The organism is Prodigiosinella aquatilis (genome assembly GCA_030388725.1).
Taxonomy (GTDB): Bacteria; Pseudomonadota; Gammaproteobacteria; order Enterobacterales; family Enterobacteriaceae; genus Prodigiosinella; species Prodigiosinella aquatilis.
Genome location: CP128857.1, coordinates 654,150 through 677,653 on the forward strand (window position 1 = coordinate 654,150; position 23,504 = coordinate 677,653).

The window sequence follows — 23,504 nt, forward strand, 5'->3', positions numbered from 1 at the left end:
GCCGCCAGACTACGGCCCACCGCAACGCCTTTCCGCTCTCGCCGATTGTGTCCCACGCTGCACAATGCCCGTGCGTTGTTTCCTCTGCCCCATCCCCGCGACCATAAAGGCTCTGATTTGACTAAACCCCGACTGGAGCCTGTCACATGGCAAAAAAAGCAAAGCGTTTTCGTATCGGCGTGGAAGGTGCCACGACTGACGGGCGCAACATCGAGCGTACCTGGCTGGAACAAATGGCCACGAATTACGATCCGGTCTATAGCACTGCTCTGATTAATATGGAACACATCAAAGGTATCCTCCCGGATAGCCCCTTCCGCCGCTATGGTCGTGTTACTGGCCTGACAGCAGAGGAAATCAAAGACGGTAAGCTGGCCGGGAAAATGGGGCTGTATGCCGATATCGAACCAACCGAAGACTTGATCACCATGACCCAGAAGGGGCAGAAGGTATTCACGTCTATGGAAATTAACCCCAAGTTTGCTGACAGCGGAGAAGCCTATCTGGAAGGGCTGGCCGTTACCGATGATCCGGCCAGCCTCGGTACTGAACTACTGACCTTCAGTGCAGGTGCGAAACACAACCCGCTGGCAAAGCGCAAGAATTCCCCCGACAACCTGTTTTCAGCCGCTGAAGAAACGCTGATCGAATTCGAAGACCTGGACGATGAAAAACCGTCATTGTTCAGCCGAATTTCTACCCTATTCGCCAAAAAGCAAACCTCTGACGATGCGCGATTTAACGATGTTCATCAGGCGGTGGAGCTGGTCGCACAGGAACAGCAGGCACTGGCGGAACAAATCAGCACCTTTTCTGACCAGAAAACCCGCATTGACACGCTGGAAACCCAACTGAACGCCCAGACCAATGACCTCAAGGCGTTAACGGAAACCCTGAGCCAGCAGGATCGCAATCCGTCGTTCCGTCAACGTGCCACCGGTGGCGCTACGCCGTCCGTTATCCTCACCGATTGCTAAGGAATTTCTGACCTCATGAAAAATGAAACCCGCTTTAAATTTAATGCGTTCCTGCAACAACTGGCGCAGTTAAACAACGTACCGCTGGAAAACATCAGTACGAAATTTAACGTTGAACCGTCCGTCAGCCAGACACTGGAAGACAAAATTCAGGAATCCTCGGCTTTCCTGCAACTAGTTAACATCATCCCGGTGGATGAACAGTCCGGCGAAGTGCTGGGACTGGGCGTAGGTTCCACTATTGCTGGCACTACCGATACCACCAAGCAAGAGCGTGAACCCACCGACCCGACGTATATCGACGGAACCGGCTACAAGTGTACTCAGACCAACTTTGATACCGCGTTAACCTACGCCAAGCTTGACCTGTGGGCCAAATTTCAGGATTTCCAGACCCGTATCCGCAATGCGATTGTTACCCGTCAGGCGTTGGATCGCATCATGATTGGGTTTAATGGCGTGAAGCGGGAAAAGACCTCTAGTCGTGTGCAATATCCACTATTGCAGGATGTCAATATCGGCTGGCTGGAAAAAATCCGACAGGAAGCCCCGGCCCACATTATCAGCAATATTGTGGATGAAGACGGGGCCGTCATTTCCGAAACAATCCGCGTGGGCGAAAACGGTGACTTCAATAATCTGGACGCCCTGGTGATGGCCGCCGTGGATGAAAAAATCGCCGTTCAGTACCAGGACGATACCGAACTGGTAGTGATTTGTGGTCGTGGCCTGCTGGCTGACAAATACTTCCCGCTGGTTAACAAGGAACAACCCAACAGTGAAGTGCTGGCCGCGGACCTGATTATCAGCCAGAAACGCATGGGCGGATTGCAGGCAGTACGCGCACCGTTCTTCCCGGCTAATGCCCTGCTGATTACCCGTCTCGATAATCTGTCTATCTATTGGCAGGACGGCACCCGCCGTCGCGCAATCATTGATAATCCGAAACGTGATCGCATTGAAAACTTTGAGTCAGTGAATGAAGCCTACGTTATCGAAGATTACGACTGCACCTGTCTGGTAGAAAACATCGCTCTGGGAAAAGTTGAAGCCCAGTCCGCGACCGTAACACCTGCCGCTACCGAGGAGTAAGCATGGCGCTTAACCCTTTTCAGCGACATACGCGTTACATCCAAGCACAACAGGCCGCCCGTTCAGGCGGCACTACCCGACATGCCTCCGGCTATGAACAGATGCTGATGCAACTGACCGAAGATCAGCATCACCTGAAACGCATTCAGTCGAAAGAAAAAAAAGCCGAACTGAAACGCCAGTTACTACCGAAGTATGCCCCCTGGGTGGCGGGCGTACTAGCAGCGAAGAGCCATCGGCAAGATGACGTACTGATGCACATCATGGTCTGGCGCATTGATGCAGGCGACTACACCGGGGCATTGGCGCTTGCTCGTCATGCATTAACCCATGACTGGGTGATGCCCCGCCCCTACACCCGACAAACCGCCTGTACCGTGGCAGAAGAATTCGCCGACGCCGCTATGCGAGCCTTTGTGGCGCAGAAATATTTTGATGCTGACGTGCTGATGACGGCGCTGACGCTAACCGACAGTGCCGACATGCCGGATGAATCCCGCGCACGCCTGCATAAGGCGCTGGGCTATGCGTTACGCGCCGCGTCCCCGATGCAGGCGCTCAATCACTTGAAACGGGCTTTGCAACTTAACCAAACCAGTGGCGTGAAAAAAGACATTGAGCAGTTGGAACGCCAACTGCGCAACGCCAGCAGCGCCGGATAACCGAACGTGCCCACGCGCAGGGCGGCACGGGGTAGCGACAGGCTATCAGCCACATCAAAACCCCGTCCACCGCCCACCTATTCAGAGGATGCCATGAATTTTATTGCACCTGAGTCCATGCCGGGCCAGCCGGATGTCATCAAAAATACCAGCTTTTGGCCCGATCTTAATCTGGCCGATTTTCGCAATGTAATGCGGACTGACGGCACGGTCACACCGGAACGGCTACGCCCGACAGTGCTGACCGCCATTTCCGAAGTTAACGCCGAACTGTACGAATGGCGACAGCAACAACAAACCGCCGGTTACACCACGTTGGCTGACGTACCCGCCGAGCAGTTGGATGGTGAAAGCGAGCGTGTTCAGCTCTACCGCCGCGCGGTGTGGTGCTGGGCGCGGGCCAATCTCACCGAACGTTACCGCGACTATGACACCACCGCGTCGGGCAACAAACGCGCCGACGCGTTGGATCCGGCCATTGATGATTTATGGCGGGATGTTCGCTGGGCCTTAAGCCGTCTGCAAGCACTGTCGCACATGATTGTCGAGCTGATTTAATGAAAATCCGGGCGCAGCAATACGACACCGTTGATGCGCTGTGCTGGCGTTACTACGGACGCACCGACGGCATGACCGAACAGGTTTTACTGGCGAATCCAGGGCTGGCTGATGTCGGCCCCATTCTGCCGCACGGTCTGGAAGTCGATATGCCGGAGGTCGTCGCTGCGCCCACACAGCAAACTGTTCAACTCTGGGATTAATCTATGAACGAAACCGATAAAAGTCTTATTTCCCTGTTCATCATTGGCGTGCTGATTGCGGTCGGCAAGGTACTGGCCGGTGGTGAGTCCATCACCTTCCGGCTGTTTGTGGGCCGCATCTTGTTGGGCGGCTTTGTCTCCATGATTGCTGGAGTGGCACTGGTGCAATTCCCCGACCTGTCGCCACTGGCAATCAATGGTATCGGAGCCGCGCTGGGGATTGCTGGTTATCAGACTATCGAGCTGTTGATCCAGCGTCGTGCCCGCCAAATGAGTGACAAAACGGATAGCCAGGAGAAACCAGATAATGAGTAATCACCCGAACGTGATCGCCTTTCTGACCATGCTGGCTTTTTCTGAGGGAACGGCTAACCACCCGTTAACCCGCAATCGGGGCTATGACGTGGTAGTGACGGGCATTGATGGCAAACCGGAGATTTTTACCGACTATAGCGATCACCCGTTTGCCAACGGTCGTCCGGCCAAAGTATTTAACAAACAGGGGCAACGCTCCAGTGCCGCCGGGCGTTATCAGCAGTTATACCGCTACTGGCCACACTACAAAGCACAGTTGACCTTGCCCGATTTTGGCCCGGCCTCACAAGATGCGCTGGCGGTTCAGCTTATCCGCGAACAGCGGGCACTGGATGATGTGATCGCCGGACGTATCGCTTGTGCCATCACTCAGTGCCGTAATATCTGGGCATCCTTGCCGGGGGCTGGATATGGTCAGCATGAGCATGGTTTTGAACGGCTAGTTGCCTTTTATCAGCAGGCGGGAGGAAAGCTGGCATGAGTATATCGCGGGCAGGGCTGGTTATTGGGGCAGTGGCGGCGGTGCTGATTGCTGGATTGGGGTTGCAGTCATGGCGCTTGCACAATGCCCAACAACTGACGATCCAACAGGCAAAAACACTGTCGGTACAAGAGACGGCGCTGACTGAGAAAAACAGTCAATTGAAAAGCGTCGCTGAACAGGCCGAACACAATAATCAGGAGCAGGCCCGATTACGGGCGCTGGCTAATGAGAACCAGGCAGCGTTGTCTGCCCGGCAGAAAACCATAGAGAGGTTAAAACGTGAGAATGCAGAACTTAAACGCTGGGCTGATACCCCTTTGCCTGCTGATATTGTCCGGTTGCGCCAGCATCCCGTCCTCACCGGCGGTCACGCTTACCGTGAATGGCTGTCCCAGTCTAACGCCGTGCCGGTTTCCGGCAGCCAGCCCACAGACCAACGGCGAACTCAATAATCAACTGGATGAAACCGAAGCGGCGCTGGCAGATTGCGCCGATCAGGTAGACATCACGATAGCTTGTCAGGAACGCGCACATGCAGAAACCGCACTCCCTACGAAACGCATTGACTAATGCCGTTCAACACTTGCGGGAAAACCCGGAGTGTCTGCATATTTTTGTCGATAACGGCACGGTAGTCAGCACGCTGGCCCCCTCGTTGTCATGGGAATACCGTTACACTCTGAACATTGTCGTGACTGATTTTGCCGGTGACCAGAATTTGCTTATCGCGCCTATCATGCACTGGCTGAGAGAGAATCAGCCGGACATGATGGCGAACCCGGATAACCGGGAGAAAGGGTTCACCTTTGAAGTGGACATACTTAATCATCAGGTGTGTGATATCAGCATTGACCTGAAACTCACCGAACGTATTCAGGTTCAGGAGCAGGACGGCAATCAGGTGGTCGCGGCGTTGCCCGAGCCCGGCGACCCCGAGGAATACTGGACGCTAAAACATGGATGACTTGCACCAGGTTGAAGGCTGGCTGTCGGCTCTGCTGGCAAAGTTGAGCCCGGCCGAACGTAAGAAGCTGATGCGGGAGATTGCCCGCGACCTACGCAAACAACAGCAAGACCGCATCCGGTTACAGCAGAACCCGGACGGCACCACTTTTGAAGCCCGACGGGTTTCCGCTCGCACTAAACCCGGTCGCATCCGGCGGCAGATGTTCAGCAAACTGCGCACCGCCAAATACCTGAAAGCCACCGCCACGGCAGACGTGGCCGAAGTCGGTTTTTCCGGTGCGGTGCAACGTATTGCCCGCGTACATCACTATGGGTTACGGGATAAGGTGCGGGAACGCGGGCCTGTGGTGAAATATCCAGAGCGTAAGCTGTTGGGACTCAGTGAGAGGATCACAGCATCTATCCGTAATGCGGTTATTGCCCACCTCGATCGGTAGTTTTGTATCACCCTCCGCACAATAGCCCGCCCGTGATGTGTCGTTTCATCGCTGGCAGGCTATCCCCATGAATGCAGAAACTACCGAAATCATGCGCCTGTTGCTGAACCTGATCCGGGTTGGCGTCGTTATCGACGTCGATTCTGATAACTGGTTATGCCGGGTACAAACCGGCGAATTGCAAACCGGCTGGCTGAACTGGCTAACAACCCGCGCCGGAACGTCCCGCACCTGGTGGAAACCCTCACCGGGGGAACAAGTGTTGTTACTGAGCATCGGCGGCGAACTGACTACCGCCTTTGTGCTACCCGCGATTTTCTCCAGTGAGAATCCGCCGCCGTCCGTATCTGATGATGCGCTGGTGACCGTCTTCCCCGATGGTGCCCGCTTTGAGTATGAGCCAGCATCCGGCCAGTTGCTGATTGATGGCGTAAAAAGCGTGGTGCTGAACGCGAACACGCTCACGCTTAACGCGGCAGTGACCATCAACGGCCCGGTCATCCAGCAGGGTGGCGCTATGTCGTCAAATGGCGTCGTGGTGCATACCCATCAGCACCGTGGTGTACAGACCGGAGGCAGCAACACCGGAGGGCCAGTGTAATGCGCTACCTCGGCATGAATCAGCAAAGTGGTGAACGCATCAGCGATGCCGCGCACATCCGTCAGTCGGTCCGCGACATTCTGATCACACCAGTGGGCACCCGGCTGGCCCGGCGGGAATACGGTTCACTGGTCTTTGACTTGCTGGACCAGCCACAAAACGCCGCCACGCGCTTACAAGTCATGTCCGCTATTTACACCGCGCTGAACCGCTGGGAACCACGCCTGCGGTTAACGTCGGTTCAGTTGCAAAGCGCCTTTGACGGCAGCATGGCCGCTGATGTTACCGCCGAACTGGTCAGCGGCCAGCCGGTGAATTTATCCGTATCGTTGGGGAATACCTGATGAGTGTGATTGATTTATCGCAATTGTCCGCACCGGAGATTGTCACGGTGCCGGATTTTGAAACGGTATTCGCTAAACGAAAAGCGGCATTTGTTGCCCTCTACCCGACAGATGAGCAGGACGCAGTGGCCGCGACGCTGGCATTGGAATCTGAGCCGGTGGTCAAACTGCTACAGGAAAATGCCTATCGGGAGATCCTGTTACTACAACGCATCAACGAAGCCGCACAGGCGGTGATGGTGGCCTATGCCCTCGGCAGTGATTTAGATCAGTTGGCCGCCAACCATAACGTGCAGCGCCTGACCATTACTCCGGCAGATACCGCCGCTATCCCGCCAGTAGAGGCGGTCATGGAAAGCGATGATGACCTGCGCCAACGCATCCCGGCGGCGTTTGAGGGGCTGAGTGTTGCCGGGCCGACCGGTGCCTATGAATTCCACGCCGTCAGCGCCGACGGGCGGGTATCAGATGCCAGCGCGATCAGCCCCTCGCCGGCGGAAGTGATTGTCACCGTCTTGTCACGCGAGGGTGACGGCACTGCTGATACCGACCTGCTGGCCGTAGTAGAAACGGCGTTGAATGATGAATCAGTGCGCCCGGTGGCTGACCGGGTAACGGTGCAATCGGCCACGGCGGTGAACTATGAGATTGACGCCCAGTTATATCTGTATCCGGGGCCGGAAGCCGAACCGGTCCGCATTGCGGCGGAAGAACGTTTGCAGACCTACATTTCCGCCCAACGCCGCCTCGGGCGTGATATCCGCTTGTCAGCTATTTATGCCGCCCTGCATGTCGAAGGCGTGCAGCGTGTGAACCTGCTGGCCCCACTGGTTGATGTGGTGCTGGACCAGACACAGGCGTCATATTGCACCGGCTGGCAGATAACCATCGGAGGCAGTGATGAATAACACTCTGTTGCCACCGGGTTCGTCCGCATTAGAACGCCGTCTGGCACAGGTGGACGCCACCATCAGCGGGTTACCGGTTCCAATCCGCCCGTTATGGAACCCGGATACCTGCCCGACCTCATTTCTTCCTTACCTTGCCTGGGCGTTTTCTGTTGACCGCTGGGATGAGCACTGGCCGGAGAGCGTAAAGCGCCAGGCGATAAAAAATGCGTTTTTTATTCATAAACACAAAGGCACGCTCGGCGCATTACGGCGCGTCGTGGAGCCATTCGGCTACCTGATCCGCATCACCGAATGGTGGCAGACCGGCGACGCCCCCGGCACCTTCCGGCTGGATATTGGCGTGCAGGACAATGGCATTACCGAGGAAACCTTTCTTGAGCTGGAGCGATTGATTGCCGACGCCAAACCGCTCAGCCGTCACCTGTTGGGATTGTCCATCAATCTGGATACCAGCGGAGAACTGCCAATATCGGCAAGCAGTTACGGCGGCGATGAACTGACGGTGTACCCCTATTTCCCTGAAACCCTGACCGTCTCTGGCGCGGATATGCGCGGGGTGGCCCTTCATCTGACTGATAATGTGAGCGTAACCGCATGAGTACCAAATATTTTGCACTGTTGACCCACATTGGTGCGGCACGACTGGCAAACGCCACCATGCTGGGTGGTCATCTGAATATTACCCAGATGGCCGTTGGCGATGGCGGCGGAACATTACCCACCCCCGACCCGGCACAAACCGAACTGATTGGCGAAAAGCGCCGGGCGCCGCTCAATTCGCTGACCATTGATGCCAATAACAGCAACCAGATTATTGCCGAACAGGTGATACCGGAAAACGAAGGCGGTTTTTGGATCCGGGAAATCGGACTGTATGACGCTGACGACAATCTGATTGCCATCGCCAACTGCCCGGAAACCTACAAACCGCAGTTACAGGAAGGTTCCGGACGTATCCAGACCGTGCGCATGATTTTGATTGTCAGCAACACCGAGGCGGTGACGCTGAAAATTGACCCGGCGGTGGTGTTGGCCACACGTCAATATGTTGATAACGCAGTTATTGAAGTCAAGACCTATGCCGACAGCCAGCTAGCGGCACATATTGCCGCGGCCAATCCACATCTGCAATACGCCCCGATTAACAGTCCGGCATTGACCGGAACACCAACCGCGCCGACCCCGGCACAAGCGACAAACAGCACACAGATTGCCACCACAGCTTTTGTTCGGTCTGTCGTCGAGGATTTTTCCGAATCATTTAAAAGTTTGCTGGCCGACAATGGATATCAAGTGCTGCCGAGCGGCTTGATTCTGCAATGGGGAACACTATCCATGACCTCAACGTCTGCCAATACGTACACAATATTACCGTTTTTGTTTCCGATCACGTTCCCTGCTGCACTGTGTTCGATATCGGGATCGATCCGGACAGGGCTGGCGGGTGATGCGTATACCAGCTTCTCGTTTGAGAAAGCAACCAATGCGGGGGCTACGTTGTATTACACTACTGCTGGAACCGACATGTTTCCGACCATAAACTGGATGGCTGTGGGGTACTGATAATGCCATATTATTCAAAATCTACGGGTGGCTTTTATGCCATCGCCATTCACGGTAATGCGATGCCATCTGATGTGGTTGAAATTAACGCTGATTACTATCAACAATTATTGAACGAGCAATCTAATGGAAATGTCATCCAATTCAATGACACGGCTGAGCAGCCCATCGCTGTACAACCCCCGGAACTGTCAGCTGCAGAACTTGCCGCAGCGGCAGTGAAAACAGCAGAGAATGAATTACTGAGCCGTCGCGCAACCGCTAACACCCGTATCACGGAACTCACCTATGCGGTGGATCTGGCTCTGGCAACCGACGAAGAAAAAACGGCCTTGACCGACTGGAAAACCTACGTCGTACTACTGAGTCGCATCAATACCGCTACCGCGCCGGATATTGACTGGCCGACGGTGCCGGAGAACTAACCCCAGCGCCGTGGTTTGTGCCGAGCGCAACACAAACCTTGTACTGTCCTTCACACAAGGGGCGATTAATGCACAGTCGCCCCGGTCACATCACCATAACGATTACTCACTCACCGGAGAACCGTTTATGGCAACTGATTACCATCACGGTGTGCGTGTCGTTGAAGTCAACGAAGGCACTCGCACCATTACCACCGTATCGACAGCGATTATCGGCCTGGTCTGTACCGCCGACGATGCCGACGCGGCAACCTTTCCGCTCAATAAACCGGTATTGATCACCGATGTTTTGACAGCCAGTGGCAAGGCGGGTGGATCCGGCACGCTGGCTCACTCACTGGATGCCATCGGCGACCAGGCAAAGCCCGTTACGGTAGTGGTGCGTGTCGCCCAGGGAGAGAGCGAAGCCGAAACCACCACGAACATCATCGGCGGCGTGACGTCCGACGGCAAGAAAACCGGAATGAAAGCACTGCTGGCCGCCCAGGCCCAACTGGGGGTAAAACCGCGTATTCTCGGCGTACCGGGGCATGACAACCGGGCGGTATCCGTAGAGCTCGCGAGTATCGCGCAGAGTCTGCGTGCCTTTGCCTACATCAGCGCCTACGGTTGCAAGACGGTGGAAGAGGCTATCGCCTACCGCGACAATTTTAGTCAGCGTGAACTGATGCTGATTTGGCCGGATTTTATCGCCTGGGATACCACAACCAATGCCGACACCACCGCTTATGCTACCGCCCGTGCGCTGGGGCTGCGTGCCAAACTGGACGAACAAACTGGCTGGCACAAAACCCTGTCCAACGTCGGCGTGAACGGCGTCACCGGCATTTCTGCGGATGTGTTCTGGGATTTGCAAGACCCGGCCACCGACGCCGGTCTGCTGAACCAGAATGAAGTCACCACGCTGATCCGCAAAGACGGCTTCCGCTTCTGGGGTTCCCGCACCTGTTCAGACGATCCGCTATTCGCCTTTGAAAACTACACCCGCACCGCACAGGTACTGGCTGACACCATGGCCGAGGCTCACTTGTGGGCTGTGGATAAACCGCTGAATCCCTCACTGGCCCGCGACATTATCGAAGGTATCCGCGCCAAGATGCGCGAACTAACGGCACAGGGTTATTTGCTGGGTGGTGACTGCTGGATTGATGACACCGTAAACGATAAGGACACCCTGAAAGCGGGCAAGCTCTCTATTGACTACGACTACACGCCAGTGCCGCCACTGGAAAACCTGATGCTGCGCCAACGCATCACTGACAGTTACCTGATCGACTTTACCAGCCAGGTGAACAGCTAAGGAGCAACATGGCATTACCACGCGTACTGAAATATCTGAACCTGTTTAACGACGGCAACAACTGGCTGGGGATTGTGGAGTCATTCACCCAGCCCAAGCTGACCCGCAAGTTTGAGAAATACCGCGGCGGCGGCATGTCCGGGGCCGCAGATATCGACATGGGGCTGGATGATGGCGCACTCGAGGCTGAGTGGCAAATTGGTGGAATGGAGCCGCTGATTTACAAGCAGTTGGGAACCGCGAAAGCCGACGGTGTCCCGCTCCGCTTTACGGCCTCCATCCAGCGTGACGACACGGGCGAAGTGTGGGCAGTAGAAATCGCGCTCCGGGGCCGTCACAAAGAAATCGACAGCGGCGAATACAAACAGGGCGAGAAACCGACAACCAAGATTTCAACCGTCTGCACCTACTACAAGCTGACCGTCAACGGTGAGGTGCTGGTAGAAATCGACCTGCTGAACATGATTGAAAACATTGGCGGTGAAGACCGGCTGGAGGAACACCGCGCTGCCATTGGCCTGTAATACCGACGCCGCACAGACGAAACGGCCTGTGCGTTCAGATATCCCGGAATAACGAGAGAACACGATGGAAAACGACGACACCCTGACCACTGAAAAAACCATCACGCTGGATACCCCGCTGAAACGCGGCGATACCACACTGACTCACATCACGGTACGCAAACCCAGCGCCGGGGCGCTGCGCGGTACGCGCTTACAGCCGCTGATGGAAATGGACGTCAACGCACTGACTGTCATTTTACCGCGTGTCACCACACCGGCATTAACCACAGCCGAGGTGATGGAACTGGACCCGGCAGACTTGATTAGCCTGTCAGTCGAGGTGGTCAGTTTTTTGTTGCCGAAGTCGGTCCGGTCCGATTCCCTGACGGACTGACGGTAGATGATTTGGTGGCGGACATTGCCACCGTGTTTCACTGGCCGCCTTCTGTCACACAGGACATGCCATTAACCGACGTACTGGAATGGCGGCACAAGGCAATCATCCGCAGCGGAGCCGGTGATGAGTGACAATAACCTGCGTTTGCAGGTCATCATGAATGCGGTCGATAAACTGACCAGACCATTCAAACAGGCACAGGCCAGCACCCAGAAGCTGGCCGCTGCCGTCAAAAAAGCCAGGCCCAGTTGAAACAACTGGATAACCAGGCGGCGCGGATTGACGGTTTCCGTAAAACCAGTGCGCAAGCCGCTGTAGTCAGTCACAGCCTGAAGGCAGCACGGGAAGAAGCGGCGCGTCTGGCCAGACAGTTTGCCGCGACAGAAAAGCCCACCGCACAGCAAACCCGGCTACTGGGTGCGGCGAAAAACCGTGTAAATGAATTACAGGGAAAATACAACGGTCTGCGCCTGTCCGTTCAGCGTCAGCGTGAGGCGTTGCACGCGTCTGGTCTGGACACAAAAAAGTTGAGCGACGCCCAACGGCAATTACGCCGTGATACACAATCGGTGACGGATGCGCTGAGACGCCAGCAGCAGGCGTTACAACGGGCCGGGGAGCGTCAGCAAAAACTGAATGCCATCAGAAGCCGGTATTCCAGAACGATGGAAACCCGCAATAAGCTGGCGGTAAAGGGTGCGGCCATCACCGGGGCGGGTGTCGGGATGCTTTACACGTCCAAGCGCACGATGGCACCCGGTTTTGACTTTGATCAAGGGATGTCAAAAGTGCAAGCGCTGACCCGCCTGAAAAAAGCCGCACCGGAAATGGCCGCATTGCGCCAACAGGCGCGGCAGTTGGGCGCATCCACAGCGTTTACGGCCAATGATGTGGCACAAGGGCAGAGTTTCTACGCCATGGCGGGCTTCAACCCGGAACAGATACGCGGCGCCATGCCCGGCACACTGAACATGTCGCTGGCGGGAGATACCGATCTGGCAACCACCGCCAACATCGGCTCTAACATCTTGACCGGTTTCAAACTACCCGCCAACCAAATGAGCCGGGTGGGCGACAGTCTGGTGGCCACATTTACCCGCTCCAATACCAACTTGCAGATGCTGGGTGAAACCATGAAGTATGTGGCACCCGTGGCGGCGACGCTGGGCGTGGATCTGGAAACCGCGTCAGCGGCGGCGGGCAAGCTGGGTGATGCGGGTATTCAGAGCAGCCAGGCAGGAACCTCACTCCGCGCTATTCTGGCGCGGCTGGCCTCGCCCCCCAAAGCGGCGGCGGAGGCACTGGCAGAACTGAACATCAAAACCAAAGACGCGCGCGGTAACCTGCGCCCGTTAACGGATCTGCTGTCGGAAATGTACGCCCGCACCCAGAGAATGGGCAACACCAAGCGGGCAGCCCTCTTTAAACACATTGCCGGAGAAGAGGCATTTTCCGGATTGAGTGTCCTGGTTGAGCAGGCCGGGACAGGACAGTTGCAAAAACTGGTGGCCGAGGTGCGCGCCGCGCATGGCGAAGCTGAAAAAGTGGCGGGTACGATGACCGATAACCTCAGCGGCGATCTGAAAAGCCTTTCATCTGCCTGGGAGGATGTTGGCATCACGCTGTTTGACAGTGTTGACAGTCCACTGCGTGCCGTCACCCATAGCGTCACCGCGCTAACGTCGAAAGTTGGCGGCTGGCTGATTCAACATCCCCAGTTGACCCGCGTCATTACCGGTACGGTGTTGGCACTGGGCAGCTTCCTGACAATGATGGGAACCATCATCCTGAGTGTGGTGGCGATACTAGGCCCGATGGCGTTATTGCGTCTGAGCTGCAATGTCTTGGGGATCAAGGCCGTCAGTGCTTTTGGTCTTATCCGTGGTGCGCTTGGCATTGTGGGAAAAGCCGTCTTGTGGCTGGGACGGCTGATGATGGCTAATCCCATTCTGGCGATCATCAGCCTGATTGCCATGGGCGCGCTTTATATCTGGCAACACTGGGACACGCTCGGCCCCAAATTCAAGGCGCTGTGGGATGCTATTTGCAACGCAACATCGGCGGCATGGGAATGGGTGAAAAACGCCATCAGTACCGCCTGGGAAGGTATCAAGTCTTACTTTCTTAACTACACCCTGTCGGGGCTGATTTATAAAAACTGGGATGCTATCAAGGCTGGCGTGTCAGAAGCCTGGGAGAACATCAAGAAAACCATCAGTACCGCCTGGGAGGGTATCAAGTCTTACTTTCTCAACTACACCCTACCGGGGCTGATTTATAAAAACTGGGATGCTATCAAGGCCGGCGTGTCAGAAGCCTGGGAAAGCATCAAGAAAACCATCAGTGATCGCTGGAATGACCTGGTTAGCACCGCTGAATCCATGCCTGCCCGGTTTCAGGAAGCGGGTTCCCAACTGATTGACGGACTGATGGCCGGTATCAATGAAAAATGGGAATTGTTGAAAACCAAGCTGGCGTCATTGACTGACTACTTGCCGGACTGGATGAAACCCGATAGCAAGCAGATGCCATCCCTGCCCACCGTACCGGGTGCTGCCGGGGCCGGTTCGCCGGTATTAAATGACATCCCCCGGTTTGACACCGGCGGCGTTATCTCGTCCGGGCGGATTGGCATTGTCGGGGAAAATGGCCCTGAAATCGTTAACGGCCCGGCGAGGATCACCAGCCGTCGCCGAACGGCCGCGCTGGCTGCCTCTGCCGCCATGATGTTAGGCGCAGCCGCGCAACCGGTAACGGCGCGTCCGCTACATCCGTTCAGTCTGCCCACGAAAGAATACGCGGTGAACCGGCCAGAACTTCGTCCTTCAGCGCTGGCACCGGTATCTATTCACGCGCCGATCACTATCGTGACCCAGCCCGGACAGAATGCCACTGACATTGCCCGCGAAGTCGCCCGTCAATTAGATGAACGGGAACACCGCGCCCGCGCCAAATCACGCAGCAACTACCGCGATCAAGGGGGTATCGGATGATGATGGTGCTGGGGTTGTTCGTCTTTACGTTAAAGACCATCCCCTATCAGGAATTACAAAGGCAACGCTCATGGCGGCACCCCACCAATAACCGGGTTGGTTACCGTCCGGTGGCACAGTTTTTGGGGCCGGATAACGACACCATTACATTACAGGCGGTACTGTTGCCCCAGGTCACCGGCGGCAAACTCTCCCTGCTGGTACTCGAACAGATGGCCGAAACCGGTAAAGCCTGGGCGTTGCTGGAAGGTTCCGGCACCATTTACGGCATGTACGTGATTGAAAGTATGAGTGAAACCCGTAGCCAGTTTTTCAGCGACGGCAACGCCCGCCGGATTGAATTTACCCTGACGTTAAAACGCGTGGATGAATCACTGAATGCCATGCTGGGCGACCTGACGGAACAGCTTTCCACACTGAAAAACCAGACAACAAACTATCTCGGCCAGGCACAGACAACCCTGACCGGAGCACTCGACAGTGTGACGTCGGCAGTGAATGGGGTGCTGTCCTGATGGGCTGGTTAGCGGGTACGGAATTAACGCCGGATTATCGCATCCTCATTGGGAAAGATGACATTACCGCCACACTGGATAAGCGTCTGATGTCACTCACTATCACCGACAATCGCGGTTTTGAAGCCGATCAGTTGGATATTGAACTGGACGACGCCGACGGGCAATTGGCCTTACCCCGGCGCGGGGCTGAAATCACCGTCTTTCTTGGCTGGAAGGGTGAACCCCTGCTGAAAAAAGGAACCTTTGTGGTGGATGAGATAGAGCACAGCGGTGCACCTGACCGGCTGACGCTACGCGCCCGCAGTGCGGATTTTCGGCAAACGCTGAACCTCAAGCGGGAACGCTCCTGGCACAAGACCACAGTCGGGGCCATGGTGAACGACATTGCCGCCCGGCATAAGCTGACCCCGGCACTGGACAGCGACACCGCTGCGCAGGCAGTTGACCATATTGACCAGACCAATGAATCAGACTGTTCGTTTCTGATGCGCCTGGCGAAATGTCATGGCGCCATCGCCGCCGTCAAAGATGGCCATCTGCTGTTTCTGCGACAGGGTCAGGGAAAAACCGCCAGTGGTAAAGCGCTGCCCGTTGCCACCATCAGCCGCAAGGATGGCGACAGCCACCGCTTTACCCTGGCTGACCGTGGTGCCTACACCGGCGTCATGGCTCACTGGCTGCATACCCGAGAGCTAAAGAAAAATCAGAGCGTGAAGGTAAAACGTCGTCGCAAAACCACGACGGCAAAAAAGAAAACGCCGGAAGAAAAACAGGGAGAGTACCTGCTGGGAACAGATGAAAACGTGCTGGTTCTCAGCCGTACCTATGCTAACAAGGAAAATGCTGAACGGGCCGCAAAAATGCATTGGGAACGTATTCAGCGCGGGGTTGCGACATTCTCCATTGAACTGGCAAAAGGCCGGGCCGAGCTGTACCCGGAACTTCCGGTGAAAGTGACCGGGTTCAAGCGAGAAATCGACGCCGCCGACTGGACAATAGGCACCGTTACGCACTCACTCAGTGATCGGGGATTCACCACATCGCTGGATCTGGAGGTAAGAATTGATGAAGTTGAAATGGAATAAAAAATTAGATTTTATGTAATTTATTCTGCTGTATAATTAGCATTATTCAAATAATGGCGTTATTTGTTGAGGATTATTGAAATGATGAAATGTCCTTTGTGCGGAAGTGCCGCACACACGCGATCATCTTATGAGGTGACGAGCACAACAAAGGAACGTTACAACCAGTGTACTAATATTAACTGCGGTCATACGTTTATCAGCCATGAAACCTATGTCCGCTCGATTTCGCGGCCCGAAACTGTTCAGCCTGTTGCACCTCATCCGCAGGGGCGGCAGGCGGTGATGAACATCTGACCAATACAAACTGATTAACAGAAGGCCCGCAGATGCGGGTCTTTTTAGTAAATTGTCTGGTTAATATCATATATCGGGGATTTGACCCGTTTCTAAAAAATCAATGAACTGAGATTCATCAATGATGATGACACCTTTCATTCGTGCGGTGCTAACTTTTGTTGGCCCTGCGTTGTATCCACAGCACAGCATGTTGAGGTTTTGGGTTACTGAGCTTCGGATAATCAGTCCATGTTCTGTTGCGATGCCTGCGAGCCTGTCTTTATCAGCTTTCTTAAATCCGGTGAAGCAGATATCGAACGTTTCTTTTTTGGGTGGTTTTGTAATGAGGTGTGCATAGTCATCGGGAGAATATTTACACACGGACTCGATCGCTAACGTTTCAGATTCAAACTGACAAATAACCCGATCTTTTCTGAAAGTTTTTAGTGTGTTGGATGCCTTGCAAATACCCTGAATATGGTTATCGCTGTAACTGATTTTTGTAACGGAATAGGCATCAATGTACCCCTTGGCATTTATATAGATGAAATGCATTTCTTCCATGAGTAGCACCTTCTGATTGAACGTTTTGCTGATTATCTGCGGTCCCGTGTGCAGGATTTTTGTTGGCCGAATTCGATATGCCTGAAAACCTGAGCGACACTTTTGAGACACTCGGATGTAGAAAATAAAAAGCCACTTTCTGAGAAGTGGCTTAATGTGCTGATTTTACAGCTAAAATTTGGTGGCCCCTCCCCGGCTTGAACGGGGGACCAAGCGATTATGAGTCGCCTGCTCTAACCACTGAGCTAAGGGGCCAACGGCCGCTAATTATACGGTAATCCGGCAGGGGCGGTCTATAGCTGGGAGACCGTATGGCTGTTTTCTATCCAGACTAGCCTATTGTTATTGCTGCCAGAATTTGCCATAACACTTATAAACGATGTTAAAGGGCTAATAATGATTACGGATATTCTGGCTTTCAACCTGCATGTTGTATTTTGCGGTATCAACCCCGGTCTTTCCAGTGCACATCATGGCTATCATTTTGCCAATCCCAGTAATCGTTTCTGGCGAGTCATTTATCAGGCTGGATTTACTCAATGCTTGTTGAGACCAGAGGAAGAGACGCAACTGTTGGATACAGGTTGTGGTATTACGATGTTGGTGGAACGCCCAACGGTTGAGGCGTCGGAGTTGGGGCGTTATGAGTTGAAGAAGGGTGGAGAGGCCCTGATAGATAAAATATTGCACTATCAGCCCAGTGCGTTGGCAGTATTGGGAAAACAGGCATTCAGTCAGGCTTTCAACTGCACTAAGGTGGCATGGGGCAAGCAGGATTTTTCGCTGGGGAAGACACATGTGTGGGTGTTACCTAATCCCAGTGGCCTCAATCGTGCGACAGTGGAATCACTGACAGCGGCTTATCGTGAATTGTACTGTGAGTTGCAATTGCATCAGCAATAAAAAAACCCCGACGAATCGGGGTTTTTTTAACCAGAAGATGATTAATCATCTAGAAAACTGCGCAGTACTTCAGAGCGACTGGGATGACGTAGTTTACGCAGTGCTTTCGCTTCAATCTGTCGGATACGTTCACGCGTAACATCAAACTGTTTACCCACTTCTTCCAGTGTGTGGTCGGTGTTCATATCAATACCAAAGCGCATGCGCAATACTTTCGCTTCTCGGGCTGTCAGGCCGGCCAGCACATCATGTGTCGCTGAACGCAGACTTTCAGAGGTTGCGGAATCCAGCGGCAATTCCAGCGTGGTATCCTCAATGAAATCCCCAAGATGTGAATCTTCATCATCACCAATCGGTGTTTCCATCGAAATTGGCTCTTTAGCGATTTTCAGTACTTTGCGGATTTTGTCTTCCGGCATCAGCATACGTTCAGCCAGTTCTTCCGGAGTGGGTTCTCGACCCATTTCTTGCAGCATCTGGCGTGAAATACGATTGAGTTTATTGATGGTTTCAATCATATGTACCGGAATACGGATAGTCCGCGCTTGATCCGCAATAGAACGAGTGATCGCCTGACGGATCCACCAGGTAGCATAAGTTGAAAATTTATAACCACGACGATATTCAAACTTATCTACGGCTTTCATCAGACCGATATTTCCTTCCTGAATCAGGTCAAGAAACTGTAGGCCACGATTGGTATATTTCTTGGCGATAGAAATAACCAGACGCAAGTTTGCCTCCACCATTTCTTTTTTTGCACGACGGGCTTTCGCTTCACCAATGGACATCCTGCGGTTGATATCTTTCATTTGTTCAATGGTCAGCCCGGTTTCTTCTTCAATCATATGAAGTTTCTGCAAGCCACGTTGTACATCTTCTTTTACGTCGTGCAGTTTTTCGGACCAGGGTTTACCCATTGCCATCGCGGCTGCAAACCATTTATTGTTGGTTTCATTGCCGGAAAACAGTGTGACGAAGTTTTTCTTCGGCATTTTGCTCTGCTCAACGCACAGCTTCATGATCAAGCGTTCTTGCGTACGCACACGATCCATCATTGAACGCATGCTGTTGACCAGCAGGTCAAACTGTTTTGGTACCAATCGGAATTGTTTGAAAACTTCAGACAGATTCAGAATTTCTGCACCAGCACTTGGATGACTGCGTCCGTGGGCTTTGATTGCCTTCCGGGTCGTCTCATGCTGCTCACGCAGTTCGGCGAATTTCTGACGGGCCAGCTCAGGATCAATGCTGTTATCGTCCTCCTCTTCGTCATCATCCTCGTCTTCGTCGTCATCTATCTCATCGCTGGAAAGCTCAGAACCAACATGTGTTGCTGTTGGTGCCAGGTTTTCTTCCGCGTTTGGATCGACAAAGCCAGTGATCAAATCTGATAAACGGCTTTCACCTGCTTCAACACGATCGTATTGCTCCAGTAAATAGCTGATGGCTTCAGGGTACTCAGCAACGGAGCACTGTACCTGATTGATACCGTCTTCAATACGTTTGGCAATATCGATTTCACCTTCACGTGTCAAGAGTTCAACGGTACCCATTTCACGCATGTACATACGCACCGGATCGGTAGTACGTCCAATCTCGGATTCAACGCTGGATAACACCTGTGCTGCAGCCTCCGCTGCATCTTCGTCAGCAGTGTTTTCGGCTAACATAAGATCATCTGCATCCGGTGCTTCTTCCATCACCTGGATGCCCATGTCATTAATCATCTGGATGATGTCTTCGATCTGGTCGGAGTCGATGATATCTTCCGGCAGATGGTCATTGACCTCAGCATAGGTCAGGTAGCCTTGCTCCTTACCACGGGTGACAAGTAGCTTGAGCTGTGACTGCGGGTTTTGCTCCATAAGACGGTATCCACACTTCAGAGTATTTGGGTTGGTGTCGGTCGGCGGAAATCGCCAACAATAACATTAGGGGTATTTTTTCTTGTCGCCGCAGCCCCTGTCACGGCATTTTGTAGGGATAGTCCCTACTATTTATCGGCAATTAAGCCTCAGTAATCAGTTTTTTCTCGTTAAAGCCAGTTGCAATGACCAAAGTTCTTTTCGTTCTTTTACACTGAGCCCATGTGTTCTGTCGCGGGCAATCAGCGTATCCAGGCGCAGCTGCAATAGTTGGTCGTAGAGCTCAGCCAAACTAATTCTGAATTTTTCTTCAAGCTCTTCCTCTACGATCATATGGTTCCAGGCAGCCATGGTTTCAAGCTGTTTTCGATATTTACTCTCTCGATACTTCTCTAACAGTAGGCCGGTATTCAGACCTGGACTGTCATCACAGGTTTTTACCAACTCCAGAAATAGCTCCAGTCCCGCCACTTTGCTTTCTTCAATATCTTCCAGTGCCAACGTTGGCACTTCTGCGGAAAGACCGGGATTCTGAACTAAAAGTCCTATCAGTATACGCATAGTTGTGACTTTTAGCTGTGGGGGTTGGTAGGATGTCTGTTCTGACATCTTTGGTAACAATCGGTCTAGCTGACTGTCATCCAGAATCCCCAGTTTGGTTCCCAATTGCTGACGCAAGTATAATCGCAACGTTTCACCAGGCACTTGACTAATCAAGGGTAGTACCAACGAACTTAGTTTTGTACGTCCATCCGGTGTACTCATGTCCACCTGGTGCTGCAGAGTTTCAAACAAAAAAACCGACAGTGGCATTGCCTGTTCAATCCGCAATTCAAAGGCATCTTTGCCTTCCTGTCGAACCAGTGTGTCAGGATCTTCACCATCAGGTAAAAACATGAAGCGTAGCTGCCGGCCATCATTTAAATAGGGTAGCGCGGTTTCCAGCGCTCGCCAGGCAGCTTCTCGTCCTGCTCTATCACCGTCATAACAGCAGATAACCTGGTCAGTAGCTCTAAATAGTAACTGAATATGATCTGCTGTAGTGGCGGTTCCTAATGAAGCAACGGTGTAATCAATGCCGAATTGCGCCAAAGCGACAACATCCATATACCCTTCAACCACCAGTAATCGTTTCAATTCAGGGTATTTCTGTTGCGCCTCATACAGGCCGTACAACTGCCGACCTTTATGAAAAATGTCTGTCTCTGGTGAGTTCAAGTACTTGGGTAGACCATCGCCGAGAACTCGACCACCGAAAGCAATGACTCGGCCTCGTTTATCGCGGATAGGAAACATGACTCGCTCACGGAAACGGTCATAGGTCCGGCCTTGCTCGTTAGTCACCAGCATTCCTGCATCGTTCAGTGTACTTCTGTCATCGTTGCTACGCCCAAAGCGTTTTAGTGCGTTATCCCATCCTGGCAGGGCATAACCAATAGCGAAATGCCGGATGACCTCAGCACTCAATCCTCGTTTCGTCAGATACTGCATAGCAGAGGCGCCAGCGGGTTGATTCAGGTTCTGTTGGTAAAACGTATTTAATTGTTCCATCAGCCCATACAGGCTTTGCCGTTGATGGCGCTCAAATTGTGTAGGACCAGTTCCTGTTTCGTAAGGGACTTCCAGACCGTACATGGTCGCCAATTCTTCAATACATTCAATGAATTCAAGGCGATCATAATTCATTAAAAAATCGATGGCGTTCCCATGCGCACCACAGCCAAAACAGTGATAGAACTGTTTGTCACCGTTAACTGTGAACGATGGGGTCTTCTCATGGTGGAACGGGCAACACGCATGGTAATTCTTGCCCTGCTTTTTTAGTTTTACGCGTGCGTCTATCAGGTCGATGATATCCGTGCGAGCCAGCAGGTCATTAATAAATGCGCGTGGAATGCGTCCAGCCATAAGCCCCTTATCTATAAGCTTATAAACGACAACAAGCCGCGCATTCCTTTCGGAAAGCACGGCCTCCGTATGCAACTGCTAAGTCTGCGGATTAATCACGCGATGGAGGTAATATCCTCCCAAAAATTAATACAGACGAGTGCGGCGTGCGTTTTCTCGAGCCAACTTCTTCGCGTGACGTTTCACAGCAGAAGCTTTAGCGCGCTTACGTTCGGTCGTCGGTTTTTCATAAAACTCACGGCGACGAACCTCAGCCAAAACACCTGCTTTTTCACAGGAACGCTTGAAGCGACGCAGAGCTACGTCGAACGGCTCGTTTTCACGTACTTTAATTACCGGCATGTGCCTCTCACCTCAATAAATTCGGTTTGCCGCTGGCCTTGTGCCAGCCTTTTCAAAATGGTGCGGAATTCTACTGCAACTATGGTGCTTTTGTAAAGCGCTGTGGTGATTATAAAACACGCAGGCTATGCATGCGCTTAAAATAGAAACGCTTATGGTAGACTATCCGCCGCATGAAGCAAGCTGCATCATCTAAAGGCAGCGTGTACCGTAATAGAGAGTGAAAACAGCAATGCGCGTATTGGGTATTGAAACATCCTGTGATGAAACTGGTGTCGCAATTTATGACACGCAAAAAGGGCTGCTTGCTAACCAGTTGTATAGCCAGATTAAGTTACATGCCGATTATGGTGGTGTAGTCCCAGAACTGGCGTCCCGTGATCATGTTCGTAAAACGGTGCCTTTGATTCAGGCAGCTTTGCACGAAGCAGGCTTGCAACAAGGTGACATTGATGGTGTGGCCTATACGGCGGGTCCTGGGCTGGTCGGTGCGCTTTTGGTCGGTGCCACAGTTGGACGCGCATTGGCTTTTGCATGGAACGTGCCTGCAATTCCTGTTCATCACATGGAAGGGCATTTACTTGCACCGATGCTAGAAGCCAGCCCTCCTGACTTTCCGTTTGTTGCTTTACTGGTTTCTGGTGGACATACCCAGTTAATCAGTGTGACGGGTATTGGAGAATACCGATTGTTGGGTGAATCCGTTGACGATGCGGCGGGGGAGGCGTTTGATAAAACTGCAAAATTGCTGGGGTTGGATTATCCAGGTGGACCATTGTTATCAAAAATGGCTCAGCATGGGCAGGCAGGCAGATTCACATTCCCCCGCCCAATGACCGATCGCCCAGGATTGGATTTCAGCTTTTCCGGGTTAAAAACGTTTGCGGCTAACACTATCCGTGAGTATGGAAAAGATGCTCAGACTCAAGCAGATATCGCACGGGCCTTTGAGGATGCCGTCGTGGATACTCTGGCAATAAAATGTCGTCGTGCTTTGGATGAAACTGGGTTTACGCGGTTGGTCATGGCTGGTGGGGTCAGCGCCAATAATACGTTAAGGCAGCGCTTATCAGATATTATGGCAAAACGTGGCGGTGCGGTGTTTTATGCACGTCCAGAATTTTGCACCGATAATGGAGCCATGATTGCCTATGTGGGCACTATACGTTTGAAATGTGGAGGAACACAAACGTTAGGTGTGTCAGTTAGGCCTCGCTGGCCGTTGGCAGAATTGCCTACTATTGAGTGAAACGAGTTAGTAATTAGCCCCTTTATGTAAAAGAAGGGGCTATCAGGTAAAACG

Annotated in this window: 30 protein-coding genes, 1 tRNA gene and 2 pseudogenes; 28 read left to right on the top strand and 5 right to left on the bottom strand. The window is 53.1% G+C overall.

Annotated elements, in window-relative coordinates; translation table 11 throughout:
• Positions 1–146 precede the first annotated feature (146 nt).
• From PCO85_03110 to PCO85_03235, 26 genes and pseudogenes are all read left to right on the top strand, one after another.
• Positions 147–977 (top strand): GPO family capsid scaffolding protein, encoded by an 831-nt coding sequence (locus PCO85_03110; protein ID WJV54467.1) that lies wholly within the window; start codon positions 147–149, stop codon positions 975–977.
• 15 nt (positions 978–992) lie between these two features.
• The gene (locus tag PCO85_03115; protein WJV54468.1) at positions 993–2,069 is read left to right on the top strand and encodes a phage major capsid protein, P2 family; all 1,077 of its coding nucleotides are present in this window, start codon (positions 993–995) and stop codon (positions 2,067–2,069) included.
• Between the two features lie 2 nt (positions 2,070–2,071).
• Positions 2,072–2,731 (top strand): phage terminase small subunit, encoded by a 660-nt coding sequence (gpM, locus tag PCO85_03120; GenBank protein ID WJV54469.1) that lies wholly within the window; start codon positions 2,072–2,074, stop codon positions 2,729–2,731.
• A 93-nt stretch (positions 2,732–2,824) separates the two neighbouring features.
• The gene (locus tag PCO85_03125; protein WJV54470.1) at positions 2,825–3,289 is read left to right on the top strand and encodes a head completion/stabilization protein; all 465 of its coding nucleotides are present in this window, start codon (positions 2,825–2,827) and stop codon (positions 3,287–3,289) included.
• Positions 3,289–3,492: a tail protein X gene (locus PCO85_03130; protein WJV54471.1), complete on the top strand. Its 204-nt coding sequence runs from the start codon at positions 3,289–3,291 to the stop codon at positions 3,490–3,492. The genes PCO85_03125 and PCO85_03130 overlap by 1 nt, the downstream gene beginning before the upstream one ends.
• A 3-nt stretch (positions 3,493–3,495) precedes the next feature.
• The gene (locus PCO85_03135; GenBank protein WJV54472.1) at positions 3,496–3,807 is read left to right on the top strand and encodes a phage holin family protein; all 312 of its coding nucleotides are present in this window, start codon (positions 3,496–3,498) and stop codon (positions 3,805–3,807) included.
• Positions 3,800–4,288, top strand: coding sequence for a glycoside hydrolase family 104 protein (locus tag PCO85_03140; GenBank protein ID WJV54473.1), 489 nt, complete (start codon positions 3,800–3,802; stop codon positions 4,286–4,288). The genes PCO85_03135 and PCO85_03140 overlap by 8 nt, the downstream gene beginning before the upstream one ends.
• Positions 4,285–4,650, top strand: a pseudogene (lysB, locus tag PCO85_03145) (Rz-like lysis system protein LysB). Before PCO85_03140 ends, lysB begins: the two are co-directional and overlap by 4 nt.
• Entirely contained in the window at positions 4,577–4,861 is a 285-nt protein-coding gene (lysC, locus tag PCO85_03150; GenBank protein WJV54474.1) for an Rz1-like lysis system protein LysC, read from the top strand. Before lysB ends, lysC begins: the two are co-directional and overlap by 74 nt.
• Complete coding sequence (locus PCO85_03155; protein WJV54475.1) at positions 4,824–5,255, top strand: phage tail protein; 432 nt, start codon at positions 4,824–4,826, stop codon at positions 5,253–5,255. The genes lysC and PCO85_03155 overlap by 38 nt, the downstream gene beginning before the upstream one ends.
• Positions 5,248–5,694, top strand: a complete 447-nt coding sequence (locus tag PCO85_03160) for a phage virion morphogenesis protein (GenBank protein WJV54476.1) — start codon at positions 5,248–5,250, stop codon at positions 5,692–5,694. The genes PCO85_03155 and PCO85_03160 overlap by 8 nt, the downstream gene beginning before the upstream one ends.
• A 67-nt stretch (positions 5,695–5,761) precedes the next feature.
• Positions 5,762–6,295 carry a phage baseplate assembly protein V gene (locus tag PCO85_03165; protein ID WJV54477.1) on the top strand — a complete coding sequence of 178 codons (534 nt, stop codon included), beginning with the start codon at positions 5,762–5,764 and terminating at the stop codon, positions 6,293–6,295.
• On the top strand, positions 6,295–6,639 hold the full coding sequence (locus tag PCO85_03170; protein ID WJV54478.1) for a GPW/gp25 family protein: 345 nt from the start codon (positions 6,295–6,297) through the stop codon (positions 6,637–6,639). The genes PCO85_03165 and PCO85_03170 overlap by 1 nt, the downstream gene beginning before the upstream one ends.
• Positions 6,639–7,547: a baseplate assembly protein gene (locus PCO85_03175; GenBank protein ID WJV54479.1), complete on the top strand. Its 909-nt coding sequence runs from the start codon at positions 6,639–6,641 to the stop codon at positions 7,545–7,547. Before PCO85_03170 ends, PCO85_03175 begins: the two co-directional genes overlap by 1 nt.
• Positions 7,540–8,148: a phage tail protein I gene (locus PCO85_03180; GenBank protein ID WJV54480.1), complete on the top strand. Its 609-nt coding sequence runs from the start codon at positions 7,540–7,542 to the stop codon at positions 8,146–8,148. The genes PCO85_03175 and PCO85_03180 overlap by 8 nt, the downstream gene beginning before the upstream one ends.
• Positions 8,145–8,786 (top strand): annotated as a pseudogene (locus tag PCO85_03185) (phage tail protein). The gene PCO85_03180 and the pseudogene PCO85_03185 overlap by 4 nt, the downstream one beginning before the upstream one ends.
• Before the next feature lie 329 nt (positions 8,787–9,115).
• Positions 9,116–9,538, top strand: a complete 423-nt coding sequence (locus tag PCO85_03190; GenBank protein WJV54481.1) for a tail fiber assembly protein — start codon at positions 9,116–9,118, stop codon at positions 9,536–9,538.
• Positions 9,539–9,665: 127 nt separating this feature from the next.
• Positions 9,666–10,838: a phage tail sheath protein gene (locus PCO85_03195; protein WJV54482.1), complete on the top strand. Its 1,173-nt coding sequence runs from the start codon at positions 9,666–9,668 to the stop codon at positions 10,836–10,838.
• Between the two features lie 8 nt (positions 10,839–10,846).
• The gene (locus PCO85_03200) at positions 10,847–11,362 is read left to right on the top strand and encodes a phage major tail tube protein (protein ID WJV54483.1); all 516 of its coding nucleotides are present in this window, start codon (positions 10,847–10,849) and stop codon (positions 11,360–11,362) included.
• Between the two features lie 64 nt (positions 11,363–11,426).
• Positions 11,427–11,738 carry a phage tail assembly protein gene (locus PCO85_03205; protein ID WJV54484.1) on the top strand — a complete coding sequence of 104 codons (312 nt, stop codon included), beginning with the start codon at positions 11,427–11,429 and terminating at the stop codon, positions 11,736–11,738.
• Between the two features lie 14 nt (positions 11,739–11,752).
• Positions 11,753–11,872, top strand: a complete 120-nt coding sequence (locus tag PCO85_03210; GenBank protein ID WJV55977.1) for a GpE family phage tail protein — start codon at positions 11,753–11,755, stop codon at positions 11,870–11,872.
• Positions 11,865–11,993 carry a hypothetical protein gene (locus PCO85_03215; protein ID WJV54485.1) on the top strand — a complete coding sequence of 43 codons (129 nt, stop codon included), beginning with the start codon at positions 11,865–11,867 and terminating at the stop codon, positions 11,991–11,993. Before PCO85_03210 ends, PCO85_03215 begins: the two co-directional genes overlap by 8 nt.
• Complete coding sequence (locus PCO85_03220) at positions 11,990–14,734, top strand: phage tail tape measure protein (GenBank protein ID WJV54486.1); 2,745 nt, start codon at positions 11,990–11,992, stop codon at positions 14,732–14,734. Before PCO85_03215 ends, PCO85_03220 begins: the two co-directional genes overlap by 4 nt.
• The gene (locus PCO85_03225) at positions 14,731–15,249 is read left to right on the top strand and encodes a phage tail protein (GenBank protein WJV54487.1); all 519 of its coding nucleotides are present in this window, start codon (positions 14,731–14,733) and stop codon (positions 15,247–15,249) included. Before PCO85_03220 ends, PCO85_03225 begins: the two co-directional genes overlap by 4 nt.
• A complete protein-coding gene (locus PCO85_03230) occupies positions 15,249–16,337 on the top strand; it encodes a phage late control D family protein (protein ID WJV54488.1) in 1,089 nt (362 codons plus the stop codon). Before PCO85_03225 ends, PCO85_03230 begins: the two co-directional genes overlap by 1 nt.
• 81 nt (positions 16,338–16,418) lie before the next feature.
• Positions 16,419–16,634, top strand: a complete 216-nt coding sequence (locus PCO85_03235) for an ogr/Delta-like zinc finger family protein (protein ID WJV54489.1) — start codon at positions 16,419–16,421, stop codon at positions 16,632–16,634.
• A gap of 66 nt (positions 16,635–16,700) precedes the next feature.
• Here the strand turns inward: PCO85_03235 and PCO85_03240 are convergent, their stop codons facing one another.
• Both PCO85_03240 and PCO85_03245 read right to left on the bottom strand, forming a co-directional pair.
• Entirely contained in the window at positions 16,701–17,180 is a 480-nt protein-coding gene (locus PCO85_03240; GenBank protein ID WJV54490.1) for a hypothetical protein, read from the bottom strand.
• 179 nt (positions 17,181–17,359) lie between these two features.
• Positions 17,360–17,435, bottom strand: a tRNA-Ile gene (locus PCO85_03245).
• Positions 17,436–17,576: 141 nt separating this feature from the next.
• Between PCO85_03245 and mug the strand changes: the two genes are divergently transcribed.
• Complete coding sequence (gene mug, locus PCO85_03250) at positions 17,577–18,083, top strand: G/U mismatch-specific DNA glycosylase (GenBank protein WJV54491.1); 507 nt, start codon at positions 17,577–17,579, stop codon at positions 18,081–18,083.
• Positions 18,084–18,124: 41 nt separating this feature from the next.
• Here mug and rpoD read toward each other — a convergent pair whose 3' ends face one another.
• From rpoD to rpsU, 3 genes are all read right to left on the bottom strand, one after another.
• On the bottom strand, positions 18,125–19,951 hold the full coding sequence (gene rpoD, locus PCO85_03255) for an RNA polymerase sigma factor RpoD (GenBank protein ID WJV54492.1): 1,827 nt from the start codon (positions 19,949–19,951) through the stop codon (positions 18,125–18,127).
• A gap of 156 nt (positions 19,952–20,107) precedes the next feature.
• Positions 20,108–21,859, bottom strand: coding sequence for a DNA primase (gene dnaG, locus PCO85_03260; GenBank protein ID WJV54493.1), 1,752 nt, complete (start codon positions 21,857–21,859; stop codon positions 20,108–20,110).
• Between the two features lie 126 nt (positions 21,860–21,985).
• Entirely contained in the window at positions 21,986–22,201 is a 216-nt protein-coding gene (gene rpsU / locus PCO85_03265; protein WJV54494.1) for a 30S ribosomal protein S21, read from the bottom strand.
• 232 nt (positions 22,202–22,433) lie between these two features.
• Between rpsU and tsaD the strand changes: the two genes are divergently transcribed.
• A complete protein-coding gene (gene tsaD, locus PCO85_03270) occupies positions 22,434–23,450 on the top strand; it encodes a tRNA (adenosine(37)-N6)-threonylcarbamoyltransferase complex transferase subunit TsaD (protein ID WJV55978.1) in 1,017 nt (338 codons plus the stop codon).
• Positions 23,451–23,504 lie beyond the last annotated feature (54 nt).

Excerpts from the sequence above, each read along its gene's own strand:
- PCO85_03130 (WJV54471.1), top strand. The coding sequence starts at position 3,289 with ATGAAAATCCGGGCGCAGCAATACGACACCGTTGATGCGCTGTGCTGG.
- lysC (WJV54474.1), top strand. The coding sequence starts at position 4,577 with ATGCAGAACTTAAACGCTGGGCTGATACCCCTTTGCCTGCTGATATTG.
- PCO85_03135 (WJV54472.1), top strand. The coding sequence starts at position 3,496 with ATGAACGAAACCGATAAAAGTCTTATTTCCCTGTTCATCATTGGCGTG.
- PCO85_03235 (WJV54489.1), top strand. The coding sequence starts at position 16,419 with ATGATGAAATGTCCTTTGTGCGGAAGTGCCGCACACACGCGATCATCT.
- PCO85_03165 (WJV54477.1), top strand. The coding sequence starts at position 5,762 with ATGAATGCAGAAACTACCGAAATCATGCGCCTGTTGCTGAACCTGATC.
- PCO85_03205 (WJV54484.1), top strand. The coding sequence starts at position 11,427 with ATGGAAAACGACGACACCCTGACCACTGAAAAAACCATCACGCTGGAT.
- PCO85_03140 (WJV54473.1), top strand. The coding sequence starts at position 3,800 with ATGAGTAATCACCCGAACGTGATCGCCTTTCTGACCATGCTGGCTTTT.
- PCO85_03225 (WJV54487.1), top strand. The coding sequence starts at position 14,731 with ATGATGATGGTGCTGGGGTTGTTCGTCTTTACGTTAAAGACCATCCCC.
- dnaG (WJV54493.1), bottom strand. The coding sequence starts at position 21,859 with ATGGCTGGACGCATTCCACGCGCATTTATTAATGACCTGCTGGCTCGC.
- PCO85_03170 (WJV54478.1), top strand. The coding sequence starts at position 6,295 with ATGCGCTACCTCGGCATGAATCAGCAAAGTGGTGAACGCATCAGCGAT.
- PCO85_03215 (WJV54485.1), top strand. The coding sequence starts at position 11,865 with ATGAGTGACAATAACCTGCGTTTGCAGGTCATCATGAATGCGGTCGAT.
- gpM (WJV54469.1), top strand. The coding sequence starts at position 2,072 with ATGGCGCTTAACCCTTTTCAGCGACATACGCGTTACATCCAAGCACAA.
- PCO85_03110 (WJV54467.1), top strand. The coding sequence starts at position 147 with ATGGCAAAAAAAGCAAAGCGTTTTCGTATCGGCGTGGAAGGTGCCACG.
- PCO85_03240 (WJV54490.1), bottom strand. The coding sequence starts at position 17,180 with ATGGAAGAAATGCATTTCATCTATATAAATGCCAAGGGGTACATTGAT.
- PCO85_03190 (WJV54481.1), top strand. The coding sequence starts at position 9,116 with ATGCCATATTATTCAAAATCTACGGGTGGCTTTTATGCCATCGCCATT.
- PCO85_03195 (WJV54482.1), top strand. The coding sequence starts at position 9,666 with ATGGCAACTGATTACCATCACGGTGTGCGTGTCGTTGAAGTCAACGAA.
- tsaD (WJV55978.1), top strand. The coding sequence starts at position 22,434 with ATGCGCGTATTGGGTATTGAAACATCCTGTGATGAAACTGGTGTCGCA.
- PCO85_03200 (WJV54483.1), top strand. The coding sequence starts at position 10,847 with ATGGCATTACCACGCGTACTGAAATATCTGAACCTGTTTAACGACGGC.
- PCO85_03180 (WJV54480.1), top strand. The coding sequence starts at position 7,540 with ATGAATAACACTCTGTTGCCACCGGGTTCGTCCGCATTAGAACGCCGT.
- PCO85_03230 (WJV54488.1), top strand. The coding sequence starts at position 15,249 with ATGGGCTGGTTAGCGGGTACGGAATTAACGCCGGATTATCGCATCCTC.
- rpoD (WJV54492.1), bottom strand. The coding sequence starts at position 19,951 with ATGGAGCAAAACCCGCAGTCACAGCTCAAGCTACTTGTCACCCGTGGT.
- PCO85_03160 (WJV54476.1), top strand. The coding sequence starts at position 5,248 with ATGGATGACTTGCACCAGGTTGAAGGCTGGCTGTCGGCTCTGCTGGCA.
- PCO85_03125 (WJV54470.1), top strand. The coding sequence starts at position 2,825 with ATGAATTTTATTGCACCTGAGTCCATGCCGGGCCAGCCGGATGTCATC.
- PCO85_03115 (WJV54468.1), top strand. The coding sequence starts at position 993 with ATGAAAAATGAAACCCGCTTTAAATTTAATGCGTTCCTGCAACAACTG.
- PCO85_03175 (WJV54479.1), top strand. The coding sequence starts at position 6,639 with ATGAGTGTGATTGATTTATCGCAATTGTCCGCACCGGAGATTGTCACG.
- rpsU (WJV54494.1), bottom strand. The coding sequence starts at position 22,201 with ATGCCGGTAATTAAAGTACGTGAAAACGAGCCGTTCGACGTAGCTCTG.
- PCO85_03155 (WJV54475.1), top strand. The coding sequence starts at position 4,824 with ATGCAGAAACCGCACTCCCTACGAAACGCATTGACTAATGCCGTTCAA.
- mug (WJV54491.1), top strand. The coding sequence starts at position 17,577 with ATGATTACGGATATTCTGGCTTTCAACCTGCATGTTGTATTTTGCGGT.